Here is a 14,932-nt window from a genome sequence, read left to right as displayed (position 1 = left end):
ACTGCTCTTTCAAGCCTCCACTAATTTTCCCACTCAGCCACACCCAACCCCCTATACCCAACTTTATGACACCGAGAGTTGCCAGTTCGCTCACATGCTATCATCCAGAAAGCCGCACTCAGGGCAATCCCAATGCACCCTTGAGGTGTAATCCCGGTCAAATTCATATCCGGACTGGGGACACTTGCCAGTAAACATTGGGTGAGTGTCGAGCAGTTCTAACTGTTCCTCTGGTGTCCATCTCTGGCGGGGCTGCACAATCAACTCGCCATTGTAATAAGTGGCCCCCTGCGGCTCCCACAGTTCTACTGGTTCGGCGTTGGGGTCTTCTCGAAAATCTATGCAAGTGTTACCGTTTACCCCCGCCGGATGTACGGCACAGATGATGTGGGGATCGTGTGAATAGAACTGGCAGCGGTCGCAGTGAGGAATTTTCATAGTACCAGTGTACTGCTTTGAAGCAAGCGATCGTGTCACTCCCACAAAACAAATAGGTTTCAGGCCTTAGCAGTACCGGAAGAAGGTAAAGGCGTACATTGGGTGAACGAAAAAAAGTGTGGGGAAGAAAAAACAAGTTAGCGTATTATCTACGCTAACTAAGCTCTGACTGATGTAGATGTTAACTCTTACTTCGATATGAATTATTTTTGAAATCTTGCCGCTTCTTCAACTAGGTCATTGAGTCCTAGCTCTAGTGTATGAAGCACCTGGTTTAACGCTTCGATTTTTGTCCGATTTTTCATCATCTCAACTGCCTTTAAGAAAGCTGGGCTACCTGCTTTACCAATATATTGATGACAACTTTTATTACCATTTTTGGTAACAAAGATAGGTTCTCCTGATTGCCACTTGTAATACCAATAAGCTCCGCCCTTACCTTTAGCGCGGTAACGAACAATCCAACAACCAGATTCAGCTACATCACTTTTGTTAAGAGTAGAGATTTCTTGGTTGATTTCTTCTCTTTTGGCAATTAAAAGTTCTACTCTGTGTGCTAAATCTGAAAGACTCTGTTCTCTTGTTTTGATCACTATTAAATACAAGCTTAAAAGTCCAAGGTTAGCGTGAATCTTACGGTAACTTAATTTGATTGTAAGATTTGGATGACCAAAAATTTGACCATCGTGAAGAAGAACTTAAATATGCTGCCCTAAGAGCCATAACTCCTTCGGCTCCAAAAAAAGACCAATGCATACCTGCTTGTTTTAATCTTTGTGTAACCACACGCCGATTAGAACTTTCAACAACTCCTGAACCAATCATTAAACCAGCTTTTAAATAGGAGCGATAATCAATCCGACTCTGATTATTAGTTAAATAACGCTCTAAATCAGTAATTGCTTTGGTTAAATCTTTCTTTTTCTTTTGGAATTGATGACAATTTATAATCACCTTAGTCCATTCAGAATTTTTCAGTAGTTGTTGTTGAGTTTTCACCCAATCTTTTTGAAGTTCTTCTTTATTTGGATAGGCAGCTTTCGCCACCGCCCACACATATTCTGAAAAATGAAAAAAGTCAAGAATTTCCACTGCCCCTGGAAATTGAACGGAAGCCATCGACCAAATCCAATGTGCGCCATCACCAAGAAATACGGTTTTTGTGGGTTTTTTACCTGCTACTTGATGATATAACTGGGATACTCTATTCCTAAATTCTGTTCGGGACTTTAAAGTAGCTACATATTCCCTTTGACGTATGACACCTCTTTTTTTACCAACTTTTTGATGGTCTTTACTCCAGAAAATTACACCAACTTTTGCTTCTTTATATCCTTGTTTTTGATTCAAGGGAGTCATGACTCCATCAACTCCCACATATAATAAATCTGGTGGCTCTTGCTCTAAATTAGTCACTTCAAACTGTGAACAAATTTCCGGATCACATTCTCCATCGAACTCTTGTGTTTGTAGTTTATTTCCGATCTTTTCTACTTGATTAGCTAAAGTTTTTTCTGCTAATACCAATTTTATATGAAGCTGCATATAATAGAGAAAACAAACTTGATAAATTAAAATAACCATGAGCCGCCCTTTTAAGATTGAAATCGCAGAGAGCGAAGAAGAACTTAAAAAACGTCTACAAACAGCTAACTTAGGAAACCAGAAAGAAAAACTTATTATGCTGTGGTGGATAAAAAGCGGACAGGTTAAGGAGCAGCAAGAAATTGGAAAACGCTTGGCGAAAGATACCTCAACTGTAACAAGGTGGTTGCAAAAGTATAGAGCAGGCGGGCTATATGAATTACTGGAAATGAAAAAAGCTCCAGGAGCAAAACGCAAAATTCATGACGCAGCGATCGCAGCACTGGAGGAAGAGTTAAAAACAGGAAAAGGCTTTAGTAGCTATGGTGCAATAGTTGAGTGGTTGAAACAAGAACATGGACAAGATATAGAGTATGCAACGGTTTATGCGTGGGTTCGATATCGATTAGGAGCAAAACTAAAAGTGCCTCGCCCTCAAAGCCATAAGCAAGACGAGAAATTGGTATCTGAATTTAAAAAAAACTTGGAATCATTCTTAATTGTCTAGAAGAACATCTAGCACCTGGCAAGTGTGTTCGCTACTTGTGCCAGGATGAAACGAGGGTGGGACTGAAAACTCTCACAGGAAAAGTGATTACTGCCTCTGGAGTCAAGCCTACTGTTGAGGTGAAATGGCCACGGGAAAATTTTTGGATTTATGGTGCGATTGAACCAAAGACTTGCGATCACAACATTACGAGTATCCGAAATTGAATGGCGAGTGTTTTCAACAGTTTTTGGACTGGCTATCTCAACAATTAGGTGGGGATTACGCTATTTTACAGGTTGACCAAGCACCTGCTCATACAAGTTCAGCGATTCGTTGGCAAGAGTTTATTATTCCTCTGTTTCAGCCACCTTCAGCCCCTGAACTCAATCCCATTGAAAGGCTTTGGCAGCTCCTCAAGAAACCACTCAAAAATCAGCTTTTCTCTTCTTTACAAACTTTACGCGATCGCATCCAAGAAATATTTGATCAACTTACACTTGAGCAGGTAATTTCCGTCTCTTCTTACAACTTTATCCTGGAAGCTTTATTCTATGCAGCTTCATATTAAATTGGTATAAAGTATAAATTATTTGGTTCAGCAATTTAATAGGCATAGAGCCGAGATGCGCGACGTGAAAGTTGTGCGTAGAGGCAGTAGCCTATTTTCCCTTAACCGAGCAGTATTGCAACCTGCTCTTTCGAACAATTTCTTAACAAGTCGGACAGCAAATTGCGGGAACCTCGGTAAGTTTTGAGGTTCTGAGCAAGCGATGATTTCCCAACTCATCGCTGATCGGGCTGGGGCGATTCAGGTTTACGGTTGGGGTGGCCGAGAGGTTGGTCTTTGCAATCATTTGCTGAAATCCCTGCTGATTGTCGTTAGCAACCAGTTGCTTGGTAGCCTGAGCAACTTTGGGTCGATTCAGATCTGAAACATGCTCGAAAATATTCGTAATCTGCGGCAGGGTTTCGACGACAACAACACTGAGGGGTAAATCGGGTGGTAACCCCAGGCTCGCCAAGAGTTGAGCAATTTCATTATTGCTCCAAACAACGGTGCCAAATTTCTTACCATCTCTGTTCTTAGTACTGAAGTCAACTAGTTTCAGAGTATTCATCACATTGGCGGCCTGTACGTCGTACTTAAACTGGCTGAAGGTAATTGATCGCAATACCTGCAACTGTTCATCATTATACTTTTCAAAGATATTCACATTTTTCTTAGTTTCCACTTGCACACGCCAATCAAGCTGGCGATCGTCCAAGAGAATATTGCGATAATCGCGGCTGTCTGCTTGTTTCACCTGAGCGTATAGCAATGCCCACAACTGGGTGCGCGGTGGATTCGCCGTGACATTCTTACCTTCGTGAACCGCTACGGCATAGGGAGCCGTCACCCACAGCTTGTCTTGGTCGCGATTGGGCATACAGGTGAGCACGGGGGCGGGGTGCTGCATCCCCGTCACCCGCAGTCTGCGGCCAAAGCGTCCCTGGGCGGTCGTCCAGACCATTTCCTGGGTATTGGGGTGGCGGAAGTGCCCGACTCGGAATTCGTAAGTAAAGAAGCCAAACATTTCATCGGCATTGGCATGGAGTCCCGCTGGGAGGGGCAGGAGGTAGTGGCAATCGCTCGTTGTACTTTTCTCCATCGGTTGCATGGCGTTCAAACCCGCCAGGTCATTGCTGGCACCAGGGGTGATAATGCGAATAAATTCTGGGTCGATCGGCAGTGGGGTTTCGGTTGGGGCAGCCAGTAGTTCTGGGTTGTTGTTGCTGAGCAAGTGATCGGGGGCGTTGGCTAGCACTCGTGCAAAGTAGAGGTCGTTGGGGTCGGTGACTGGCTCGGCAAATTCAACCCACAGATAGCGCTTGCGGTCTTCAGAAGCAGAATAAACATCGTTGCGGATGTAGGGAGACATGGCAATCCCTGCCGAGACGATGCGCGGTACCTGAGCCGGGGGCGTGGTGATGGGTAGGATCAATTCCAGCTTTTCAGGTTCATCTTGCTGCTCACCGTGGCCGGGTTTGAAGCGAACTTTGATCGAATAGCTGACCTCGATCGTGTCGGGGAAACCAGGATCACCGCCCCCCTCTGGTTGATCCTTCTTCGGTTCTACCCCATCAATGAAGATGAGGCGTGAGGCTTGGCGTTGGGGGCGATCAAGCGCTTCAAATGAGGCGGTGCGGATCATTTCGATATCTCCGACTATCACATCGGTGGATTCTGGGGTGGCATCGGCGCTATATTTTTTCGTTCTTGTGATCACAAAACTACGATTCTCTAGTGCATCCCACATCCAATCGCGATCGATTTCCACACTAATGCAGCAAAGCCAGTGGTTGATCAAATCTCCCTTAGACGCAAAGGTGAGTGAGGAATGATCGGGTGCCAGGGTATTCCGAATGCGGCTAGAACAACCGAAGACGATGCGTTCACCTTTTGGCGCATTTAAGGTCAGGTTGTTGCTTTCGATGTTGAGGCGATCAGCCAACTGTTGCACGTTATCGCGTTGTTCGTTGGTGAGGTTGCCTAGTAGTAAGGTGGTTAGTTTGCCATCAAAAGTAGTCACCAGATCAGGCTGCATGAAAATGCCCTGGAGCGTGGGAACGCCTGGAGTTTGAATCAACAGATTGGTTTCATCGGCAGAGGGCTGATAGACCATGACCTGCATCGGTTCGCCGAAGCGATTATCTAACCGTTTGTCTGCCTCGTCCAGAAAGCCATAGTAGTTGGTGTTGACTGTTTTTTCTTCACAAACCGCTCGTAGCGTCAGCTGCACCGTGCGGCCTGTGGGCAGTACAATTTCAGTCAGGCTATTAATGTCACCGGGCAAATTCAAATCGTTGATCAAATCGACTTCATCGCCTGTGTGTAGGACATGGACATCTCGATAGATGATTGGGATGTTGAGATTGGTTTCGTAGTCATCATCCGTGGTGATCGCCGGAAAGGATCGGTAAGTTGTATAGAGATGTACATAGTCATCTTTACCCGATACGCTATCCAATTTATCTAATTTCAACGAGGCAATTTCAACTGTAATCTCAATCCGATCAACATCGGGATCGGCGATTCCTAATCCGACCCGATGTTCTGCGTTGTCATTGAGATCCGCTAGATTGACCGTCACCCCCAGCGCGGACTGATCGATCAGCCGTTGCACGGGATTGCTGTACTTGTTGGTATAAACCACTGCGGGATATCCCAACTTGGGACGCTGGATATTGAGCGCTGGAATTGCTGTGGGTTGATCGCTGTTGACGAGGATATTGTCATTGTTACCTGTGGGCAGCAGTTCCATAATGCGCGGCTGGTTTGGCGAAATGAAACGTTTAAACCGACAACTGGTAATATCCGAAGCAGTTTCGTTAATCGGTGCAGAATTGACGCTGGGAGCACCACCGCTCAGGTCGCGCAGTCTAACTCTAAATTCGTAGTTGTTTCCGTAGCGCAGTTGGATGTTAATTATACCAGGACGATAGATCTGGTTGAGCTGGTTTTGGGCAGCCCCAGAAACACTCGTTCCCGTTTTTTTGAGAGTACCGTCTTTGGAATCGATAAAATCCACTTCTGGATCGGCACTCATATCCACGTTCGTTATCTGATAAATTAATGCGGCATCGGGGTCGGGCAACACCATGCTGTGTCCGACCCAGTTCGCAAAATACATCGGCAGCCAGTAATTCGCGTCTTTGCGGCCATCGATCTGCATCGGGTAGACCTGGTAGGGCAATTCTCCTGTGAAGTTGCCGAGGGCGATCGCATTGGCTGGATTCGCCGGATTTCGGGTCAGGGTCAGCGGTTGTCGGCTTTCCACAGCGTTCAAGGATTCCCAGGAATTCTCCGGTTCAGCAGTTGCCCGCACGTCAATGCTGTAGCCAAACACGCCCAGCGGTGCATCTAGGCGACCGCTCAACTCTCCTGCTGGATCGCTCGTCAGTTGCCGGACGTACCAGATCAGAATTTGCTCGTCGTCCCAGCCCAGCCGAATGCCAATATCTTTGGTGGGATGTGCGCCATCGTTGTCTTCGACCAGCAGATCGCGATTGGGTGGTTGTTGACAATGGACGATCTTGGCAAACCCATCGTCGTACTCTGCCGATTCAATAAAGAGGCGATCGTAACTGCCGCTAGGGGCGGGATCGGGATCGCTGGACTGGGCTTTGGGCTGCACAGGAAACAACAGCGGCGCAAATACCTGGCGAGATTGCCCCGGAGCGAGGGCCGGAATGCGAGCGGCATAGCGTTTGATAAATGTCGGATCGGTATTGAGCTGCAAACGGTAATCGCTATTGCTGGCCAGATCAACGTACAGCCAACCCCCGTTATCAAAATAGCTGGGTTGAATGGTTAATTGGGTTTGATAGATCATGCCTGCCTGTTGCGCAAGCTGTGGTTGCCGCATCAGGTAGGCAAATACCTTGCCCCAACTCATTCCATCGGGACTGCGCTGGAAACTCGGATTCGGCTGTCCCCCTTTGACTGCACAATGGTAGCTGTCGTCGGTAACGGCATTGGGATGGCGGGGTGAGGTGAAATTAAAGGCTCGGCGGTAGCTGCGGGGTAGATACTTGCTGACGGTGTTAGCTTCTGGACGGGCGGCAGATGGCTTGTGTTCTGGGGCGATCGCATCCAGATCAACATTGCGATTGGTCGTATTCAGATTAACGATAGAGAGATGATTGGCTAATGCCTCGAAGATTTCCCGTGGATTTTCTAGGGAGGTAGTGGTTAACGGTAAGTTGGCGATCGGTGCAAGAGTGTGAGGAAAAACGTTGAGACTATCAAAAATGCTGGCGGTAAAAGATAGTTTTGCATCGGCAAAAGCAACCGCATCTGGTATTGGAGCTTGTTCCTGAATCGCACGCGAAAGGGGATTCTGATCGCGAGGCAGAACGACAATATTGAGGGTCAATATTTCACCTTCAAAAGACTGGGGAAAGGTGAGGATGGAAAAGCGTTGATTCGGATTCATAACAGAACACTCTTAAGAAAATTGCGGGATATGTTGGACATTACTCAATAAGCACTTTGCGTTAAAGCTGGAAAGACATTTGGGTGTCTAACGGGCGTTTAGGCAGAGCCTGCGATTTGACGATTCTCTTGCCACGATGTTTCAAAGTTAATGTTAATCACCAGGAAGATACTGATATCCAGACCAAAGGTGACCTGACAGGCCAGATCGGTGCGCGTATCTCCTCCCGGCAACGATTTTTTGGAAACCGTTCCCTTGGCTTCGATCGTGATCGTGATTGCCACCAGACCACCTAGAATTTCCGCATGTCCCTGGAACAGCATGAACGCAGATAGTTCCAAAATGCCGCTGGCTGCAAAAATCTCGATACCCACCACAAACAATACGCTGACATTTCCGGCCACGGGCAGCCCCACCACAATTTGTGCGCCGAAGCCAAACTTCATGCGCAGAGAAGGCCCAATTTTAGTATCCGCAGCAATATCGAGGTTGACCTGGCCGATCGCATACACCGTTGCCACCGAAATCGAAACACACATGATCGACAGGCGACCGTAGAAGCTCAACTTGCCGCCAGCGCTGGGCAGCAACTCGTTGGCATCGGTGGTCACTTTGAGGGCGGCATTAAAATACGCGCCAATGTTCATCCCAGCTTCTAGTTTAAAGGGTGTGTTGGGGTCGTTGTAGAGAGCATCGGGAACCGGGAAGCGCAATACCGGAATCTCTTTGGAAGCTTCAAATTTATACTCCCAACTGCCCGCTTTGTTGCTCATCGCCAGTTTCAACCCCTTCCCAAGTGCCCCCGCATAATCTCCCCCCTGGAGTTGTTGCAAAATCTCCAGAATATTGATGACGGGTTGCAGTTCAGGCGAAAATTCGATTTCTGGATGGGGGTAGGAGGTTTCTTCCCCTTTTTTCGAGTCCCAACTGCCGCGAATCGTCATCAACCGTTCGATCCCAGCTAGATCCACCACCAGCCCGATGTTCGCCATTCGACTCTTCCAAGTCTCAGCAAGTAAGGAGTTGATGTTAAAGTCTAGGTTACCGGCAACATCGGCCTTGCCCTTGTACTCAATGTAGATTCTGAAATTGCCATCGCCAGTATCGATTAATTCAAACTCAGTGTTGGGTAGATCAAAAGCAGGAACCTTTTTCAACAGGTTATATCCCTGCTCCTTGGCACTGTCGATCGCCCCCGTCACATCCATTAATTCCCAGACATCCTTGCCCACATCCTGCAAGCCACCCTTGAAGAATTCATTGCCCTTGCTAATCAGCGAAATGGCTTCTCCCAAGTTCGTTTCAGCATCGCCGATATTCGGGAAAATCGACTTGGAATTGACGATACGGAAGGCATCGACAAATAGCGGCGGTGTTTTGCTCAGTAGCTTTTGCTTACCCAGTTCAAACGCAGGGGTTAGAAATAATGCTTTTTGAGTGTCCGTGCTTTGCAAGAAACCGTAGTTGATGGTGTCATCAACGGGCGATCGCAACAATTCTGTTGGATTCGCAATCCGCAATAGCACAGATTCGATCGGCGTATCCAGGGCTTGCTGATCGCCAACAGTCACCAACTGACCGATGCGAATCACGGGTACGCTCAAATCTGCGGGCACCGGGCTGACTTCACCCGTATCCCGATCATGCTTCACCAGCGTCCAGGAGCCGTCTTTGGGCAGCAGCACATTGCCGCGCCCTGCCACCGCAAAGGCCAAGTCAGTGCCATTTGCCCCAAATGAGTTACTGAAATCAAAGCGATTGAGCCGTATCTTTTGATTACTATTGGCCAGGTTAATTTCACAGTCAATCGGGCCACCAATCGCGCCTAATTGCAGCAAGACCAGATTCCTCAAGGTTACTGGAGTCAGCGGAATACCCCTGGGAGCTACCTGGACATAACCGACAATTTTCTTTGCGGGTACGACGGGTTTATCACTGCCCTTGATCGATTTCGTCTGGAATCCTGAAACCACATTTTCGATTTCTACATCAGCATCGAAATAGACAGGCTGCAACTTGAACAGCAACTGGTCAGCAGGATCAGGGTTATCTACAAACAGACCATTTTCATCAACGATCTTAGCAGAGGTCATGAAGCCTTCGGCGATCGCAATCTCATCCGTTTCGATGATGTTTTTGACATTAAACAAGCCTTTGATAATGCCCGGATGGATTGCAAACGGTGAATCTTTTTTCTGCTTGTTGTTGGAACTGAGATTAACCGTATAGCGGAAATCAAATTCACCACTACTTTCGGCCTGCCAGCCCGAATCAAACCGATAGACATAACCACTACTTGTTCTAAAAATTGTGATGGTACGCACAACCTGGATACCCCAGGGATAGATGATACTCTTGACCTGAATCACCTCATGGGCACATCGTCCCACCATCACTTCAAACTTGGCTTGGCTCGTTTCCGCAGTGGCCGCATCGGGATTCAACCAGTTACTGAACGTACTGGCCCCATAGCCGCTCAAGTCAATGCGCGTCAGCGGTACACCCCGTTGTCGAATAATATTGAACGGTTGCAACAAGAATTCATTATTAAAGATTTCTGTCACCGTTCGACCCAGCGTACTCTCTCCTTTGCTGGTCCCCGCAAAATCCAGCACGTTATTGAGCTGAATCGTGCTGCCCACAAACATATCGCTTTGACCGGAGATAAACGCTTCACCCGCATTCAACTGAATTTGCAGACTGCCCTTGATGCCTCCCGGGAACTCCTCTGAGTTCCGTAACACTTCACTTCCCCTGCGGTCAGAGGTAGCCCCATTGGGGTCGGTAAAACTGTACCGATTTTGCAACACCGCCAATGCTTTGAGACCAAAGGGCAGCGTCATGAGAGCGATTACTAAGAAATCTTTGGTATTTTCCTCAAAATTACGCAGCAGATAATCCGTCAATGGCAAGGGTGCTAAGGCAACGTCATCCGTCCCACTGTTCAAAATCTGCATGGGGCCGCCATCGTTGGGGTAGTAATTGACTCCCCACGGCGGATCGCCCAACACTTGGGGTGGCGTTAAGTTGATCAGGGGTTCCCAGGAAATTTGTGGCACCGTGAACACCTTGACATTGCGCCCCGGACTCACCACCTCCATGCCCCGCACTTGAATTGGGCTGGCGGCTGGCGTATTGGCAGCAGCAGCGTAGGTCGCAACGAGCGCACCGCGTGTGTCAAAGACATTGAAGCTCACACCGTACAGGTCTGCGTTAGTGCTGACATCCAGCAAGGCAAACAAATTCTGGCGCAGTCCCCCCGTCAACTCATCCCACTGCCCTTCATAGTTGGGCAGTGGTTTTGGGACTACACTGACGGCGGCAAAAGTAGTAAGGGTTGTCGGGGGTGTAGGATTCGTCTCTAAAACAGTTGAGAGTTGCGTATTGTGGGCGGCGATTGCATTACCCACTGGACTGTTTAAGTAAGGAATCGATTCGACGTTGAGTAATTGATTATTCGCTGGGTTCTCTGTCACAGTACTGGATGCATTGCCTGTGGAAGTTGTCCCTTTTCCATCCGCTGGTTCTGCAAACGAAATTCCCCCAAATTGATTGTTCAACGGGGCAAAGTGGAATGAAACTGCGACTTCATCATTGCCGTCTTTCTCAGCCGGAACCTGCCACCGGACTCGACACACCAACCAGGCCGTAATCGCCGCCTGTGAGACTGCTGCCTGTGAAAACGTCGCTGCCGCGAAGGTATCCACTACGGTACTGCCTTGCCCGCGAATTTGCCGCTTCAGTATCCCTAAATTCGCGGCATAGGGATCGGGCAATGTGGGCAGATAGGCGTATAGCCCAAAGGTAAGAAACAAAAAGCCCGCGCTGACTTTGCGATAATCGTCAGCCAGTGCGCCAAACAGCAGACAGCCATTAGGCTGTGAGACTTTGAATAAAGCATTTGTCAGGGCGATCGCAAATTGCCCTGGGACAGCAGCAGTGCCTGGATCAATTTGAGCATCATCTTGAATTAAATTATCGTCAAATAAATAGATCAGTTTATTACTAGCATTGGCAGCGATGACCAGGAGAGAATTGAGCGATCGCACCGCTGGGGGGTCTCCATTCACCTTGACCGGGCGATCAATCTGAAAATCAGCATTGGTGAATACCGACAATAACTCATTGCCATTGGCATTAGAAACGTAGAAGAACAGCGTCGCGGCAGGAAACACCAGCTTCACCGTCGTGCCAAAGGGATTGACCTCATCCTTCCACAAATCCAGCGATTGATGGGCATGGGGATTGCCCGTCGTCAGATCCGCCAGGAAAATTTGCCCCGGACTGACCAAAAAAGCCGGAATTGCCAACCCCAACCCACCCCCTTCCAACCCTTGCCAGGTATCCACCAGTCCCTTGCCACACTGCACCAAGATAGCCCCAATCCCCGCCGCTTCCGTCGGTTGCGCCAAATCAATCGTGGCTACGGACAAAGTCCAAGCGCTGTGGGTGATAGTTGCTGCCCCACGAATCGTATTAAACTCAGATTCGCTTTGCCTAATTTGCAGCATCGATTCCGATGCGGTAAAAGGCACAACGATTTGTTGTAACACCGGATCATAGCTGGGTTGGGCTTGACTCGTCCATTCAAAGTTCAGGGATTGCCCATATAGCGTCCAACTGGCATTACCCAGCGCCTGGATGGGTTGGGTCTGTGGCCCAAACTGCAATGACACAGTCTTCGGTAGCGACAATTGTAGATTGCAGGCATCAATGCCAAAGGGGGTGCTGGGATTCACCCCAACCGCATCCGGTTGGTCGAGTTGAAGTTGTAGGGCGATCCCCGTGTTGACTGGAACCGTCAGCTTGCCACCCTGGTTGACTGGACGGCTCGTGAGGGCGATCGTCCCCCCCTGAATCGTCAGCCCCGTATAGGTGCCTGCGGGCGCATTAGGGACCAACAGGCGCGAATTAATCCAAATACTACCCTTGTCCAAGTTATAGGTAATCAGCCGACTGGGGAGGGCACCGGGGTCGACTCTCCCCCTGGCCACTCTAAACAGTAGCACTGGCTCATTGATGCCCTGCACATACAGCGCAATGAATTTACTGATGGCATAGAAGTCATACCAGAACTGGCGACCATCTTGATTTTGAAAAGGGCCGATGGACTGGCTGACCTTAGCCCCCGCTGCCCAGGTAGGGACGGAACCATGAATCAGTTGCTCTCGCACGGGCACTTCTCGAACGAATACCCGAAATGTAGGTTTTCTCTGGGCTTCTTGGTTTTCCACCAGTCGATCGAGGGTTTCGAGACGAGATTTTGGAATCGCCTCTGTAAAGAAAAGATCGGATCTCTCGAACGAAAAATCGCTGTTGATCAAAAGGCTTTTATCTGTCGGCAATTTAGTTCTAGCTAATGAGGTGTAAAGTTGCTCAAAATTGCGCTGTTGCTCATCTGACTCAATCACTAGATGTCCAGCAATCTGTAACAATGCTTTATTCAATAGTTGCTGTGTCATGACGTTATGCAGTTATAAAAAATAGTGAATAGAAGTTCTTGGAGATGTCTATAGCAATCCTAAATAGTTTATGAGAAGCAGCCAAAAGAGAAGAGCTTCAGAAAACTAAAGATTTGGCGGTGCGTCACAAATTCAAATAAAAAGTTAACCGCATCAAACGACTTACAGATATGATGTAATCTTTTAACACTCAACTTCTACATCGCACCGCTAATTTTACCCCTATTAAAGTTACGGGTGGTCATGTATCAATATCGGCACCAGACCATTAGTTCGGTCAGATACGTAGAACCGCTTCCTGTAAGTTCGGCATAACACCAATCCAGTCATTCGCGGGATTGTTAGATAGAGTATTAAACGTTGGATCTGAGAGGAGCGCACGCATACGATCTGGTGCCAGTAAAGTCTCACGGGCTTTAGCGATTCCTTGTAGGATTGCTGCTGCCCCGGCAATAATAGCACTAGCTCCTGATGTGCCTCCAAAACCTGCATTACCAGCTAAAGGATTAAGTCCTATGTAAAGACTCGGTGGAGCAGAAGTAGTGACTATGAATTCCCCCCAAGCATGGCAATCTACACGACTTCCAAAGCAGGAAAAAGATATGCGATTCCGTGTAAGCGCTTGCCTTGCACCAACCATGATTGCTCGCGAGTCGAAAAAATTGAACGTTGCTTTGTCGAGACTTGTTCCATCTGGGCGTAGAAGCAGATCCAAGTCGTGTCCGCCATTTCCTGCAGGTTCAATCACCACGATCCCTAGAAGTGTTAACGTTTGGATAAGCATCGCTATGTGTGGATCCATTTCAATGGGTTTGAGATCCCCTGTTTGTTGCTCGATCAGGAGGATATCGCCTGCTTGTAGAAAACCAACGGCCTTTAGGAATGCGTCTGGAAGGCTGCTACTGAGGGCGCTGATGATCGCTCCTTGCACGCTTGGTGCAGCACCAATGATGCCAAGGTTATTGTCTTGCGCTAAGACTATACCTAGACAAGCCGTTGAATGAAATTCATGGCCTGGCACACTCTGATTCAGCTCGACAATTGCCGCACCAAGTAAGTCCTCGTGATTTAGCTGCCAGCCATATTCTATGTCGGCGAACCGAACATTGGCACCATCTGCACCTGGAAGACTCCAGGCAAATAGCGCTTCTATCCCGAAGGGGGCTGGCCCAAGATATCGCTGTGAAGGGGCCAATGGATCGTCTGATGGATCTACCATAGCAAGCGTATGAGGAGATTCTTCATACGCGAACTCTACAAACGGAAGTGCACTAACAGCTGTTACCAAAGTTTGGACATCAATAAGACCTTCAACATCAATGGCCATGAGGCTGAAGAGGTCTGGAGGCTCTTGACCACTTCGGCTGCGTGCTAGATCAAGCAGATTCTCCAACTGTTCAGGACTTTGATCTGTTAGAATTCTGTTCAGGGACAGAGCTGCATCAGGAAATGCTGCTACCAATTGTTGCCATGCAGCAGCAGCCAGACCCGTTAGTGCTAGGTGAGCGGAATCCTGATATGGGATCGTAATCTGCTCACGCCTTAATTTAATAATTATTCTAAAAGTCATAATCTTATCTTCCTTAAGTTATGCTTAATGATGTTGCGCCTTACGGCAGTTTCTGAATCGGATTATAGGTTCAAACGAGAAAACTACGCAGAAACTTTGGTTGTGTTGAGGGTCAAATGAGCAATCGTACAGATAGTTACCTAAGGCTGTAACCCTTGCTGGGTAAGCATTCTGTCAATCGAATTTTTAGTAATTCTCAATGCACCAATTAACCTATAGGCTATTTGGTACTGCATTTAGCAACGTAGCCATGCGGGTTTCAGGCTGTAAAAATCAGTTAGGTTTAAATGGTACAGCTTTAAATGTGCATCCAATTGGTCAAAATCTCATTTTAGGGTAAAAGTTGAAAAACTTTTCTGAAACTCTCTGTGGGTATAGTTTTCAGCCGTTGCATGGCGGCTAATAGCAGCTT

Annotated in this window: 9 protein-coding genes and 1 pseudogene; 4 read left to right on the top strand and 6 right to left on the bottom strand. The window is 47.8% G+C overall.

Annotated features, from left to right (window positions below; translation table 11 throughout):
• Positions 1 to 90: 90 nt before the first annotated feature.
• The 3 genes and pseudogenes from IQ276_RS37395 to IQ276_RS37385 form a co-directional block, all read right to left on the bottom strand.
• Positions 91 to 438 (bottom strand): hypothetical protein, encoded by a 348-nt coding sequence (locus IQ276_RS37395; RefSeq protein ID WP_193917803.1) that lies wholly within the window; start codon positions 436 to 438, stop codon positions 91 to 93.
• Between the two features lie 203 nt (positions 439 to 641).
• On the bottom strand, positions 642 to 1,031 hold the full coding sequence (locus tag IQ276_RS37390) for a hypothetical protein (protein WP_193917797.1): 390 nt from the start codon (positions 1,029 to 1,031) through the stop codon (positions 642 to 644).
• A 40-nt stretch (positions 1,032 to 1,071) separates the two neighbouring features.
• Positions 1,072 to 1,965, bottom strand: a pseudogene (locus IQ276_RS37385) (ISKra4 family transposase); the annotation flags it as partial.
• 55 nt (positions 1,966 to 2,020) lie between these two features.
• Between IQ276_RS37385 and IQ276_RS37380 the strand changes: the two are divergent.
• From IQ276_RS37380 to IQ276_RS37370, 3 genes are read left to right on the top strand one after another with little or no spacing between them, the layout of a single operon-like run.
• Entirely contained in the window at positions 2,021 to 2,530 is a 510-nt protein-coding gene (locus IQ276_RS37380) for a helix-turn-helix domain-containing protein (RefSeq protein ID WP_193926101.1), read from the top strand.
• 56 nt (positions 2,531 to 2,586) lie between these two features.
• Positions 2,587 to 2,736, top strand: a complete 150-nt coding sequence (locus tag IQ276_RS37375) for a hypothetical protein (protein WP_235115476.1) — start codon at positions 2,587 to 2,589, stop codon at positions 2,734 to 2,736.
• Complete coding sequence (locus IQ276_RS37370) at positions 2,733 to 3,080, top strand: transposase (RefSeq protein WP_235115477.1); 348 nt, start codon at positions 2,733 to 2,735, stop codon at positions 3,078 to 3,080. Before IQ276_RS37375 ends, IQ276_RS37370 begins: the two co-directional genes overlap by 4 nt.
• A gap of 142 nt (positions 3,081 to 3,222) precedes the next feature.
• Here IQ276_RS37370 and IQ276_RS37365 read toward each other — a convergent pair whose 3' ends face one another.
• The 3 genes from IQ276_RS37365 to IQ276_RS37355 all read right to left on the bottom strand — a co-directional run bounded on the left by IQ276_RS37365 (position 3,223) and on the right by IQ276_RS37355 (position 14,520).
• Positions 3,223 to 7,488, bottom strand: coding sequence for a hypothetical protein (locus IQ276_RS37365; RefSeq protein WP_193919552.1), 4,266 nt, complete (start codon positions 7,486 to 7,488; stop codon positions 3,223 to 3,225).
• Between the two features lie 98 nt (positions 7,489 to 7,586).
• The gene (locus tag IQ276_RS37360) at positions 7,587 to 12,950 is read right to left on the bottom strand and encodes a hypothetical protein (protein ID WP_235116454.1); all 5,364 of its coding nucleotides are present in this window, start codon (positions 12,948 to 12,950) and stop codon (positions 7,587 to 7,589) included.
• Between the two features lie 277 nt (positions 12,951 to 13,227).
• Positions 13,228 to 14,520 carry a S8 family serine peptidase gene (locus tag IQ276_RS37355; protein WP_193919092.1) on the bottom strand — a complete coding sequence of 431 codons (1,293 nt, stop codon included), beginning with the start codon at positions 14,518 to 14,520 and terminating at the stop codon, positions 13,228 to 13,230.
• 199 nt (positions 14,521 to 14,719) lie between these two features.
• Between IQ276_RS37355 and IQ276_RS37350 the strand changes: the two genes are divergently transcribed.
• On the top strand, positions 14,720 to 14,860 hold the full coding sequence (locus tag IQ276_RS37350) for a hypothetical protein (RefSeq protein WP_235116452.1): 141 nt from the start codon (positions 14,720 to 14,722) through the stop codon (positions 14,858 to 14,860).
• Positions 14,861 to 14,932: the final 72 nt, after the last annotated feature.

The sequence above is a fragment of the Desmonostoc muscorum LEGE 12446 genome (assembly GCF_015207005.2).
GTDB classification, from domain to species: Bacteria; Cyanobacteriota; Cyanobacteriia; order Cyanobacteriales; family Nostocaceae; genus Nostoc; species Nostoc muscorum.
The sequence above is the reverse complement of the archived record's forward strand: the minus strand, read 5'-3'. Positions and strand labels throughout refer to the sequence as shown.

Coding starts and splice junctions, on each gene's coding strand:
- IQ276_RS37380 (WP_193926101.1), top strand. CDS start 2,021: ATGAGCCGCCCTTTTAAGATTGAAATCGCAGAGAGCGAAGAAGAACTT.
- IQ276_RS37365 (WP_193919552.1), bottom strand. CDS start 7,488: ATGAATCCGAATCAACGCTTTTCCATCCTCACCTTTCCCCAGTCTTTT.
- IQ276_RS37360 (WP_235116454.1), bottom strand. CDS start 12,950: ATGACACAGCAACTATTGAATAAAGCATTGTTACAGATTGCTGGACAT.
- IQ276_RS37355 (WP_193919092.1), bottom strand. CDS start 14,520: ATGACTTTTAGAATAATTATTAAATTAAGGCGTGAGCAGATTACGATC.
- IQ276_RS37350 (WP_235116452.1), top strand. CDS start 14,720: ATGCACCAATTAACCTATAGGCTATTTGGTACTGCATTTAGCAACGTA.
- IQ276_RS37395 (WP_193917803.1), bottom strand. CDS start 438: ATGAAAATTCCTCACTGCGACCGCTGCCAGTTCTATTCACACGATCCC.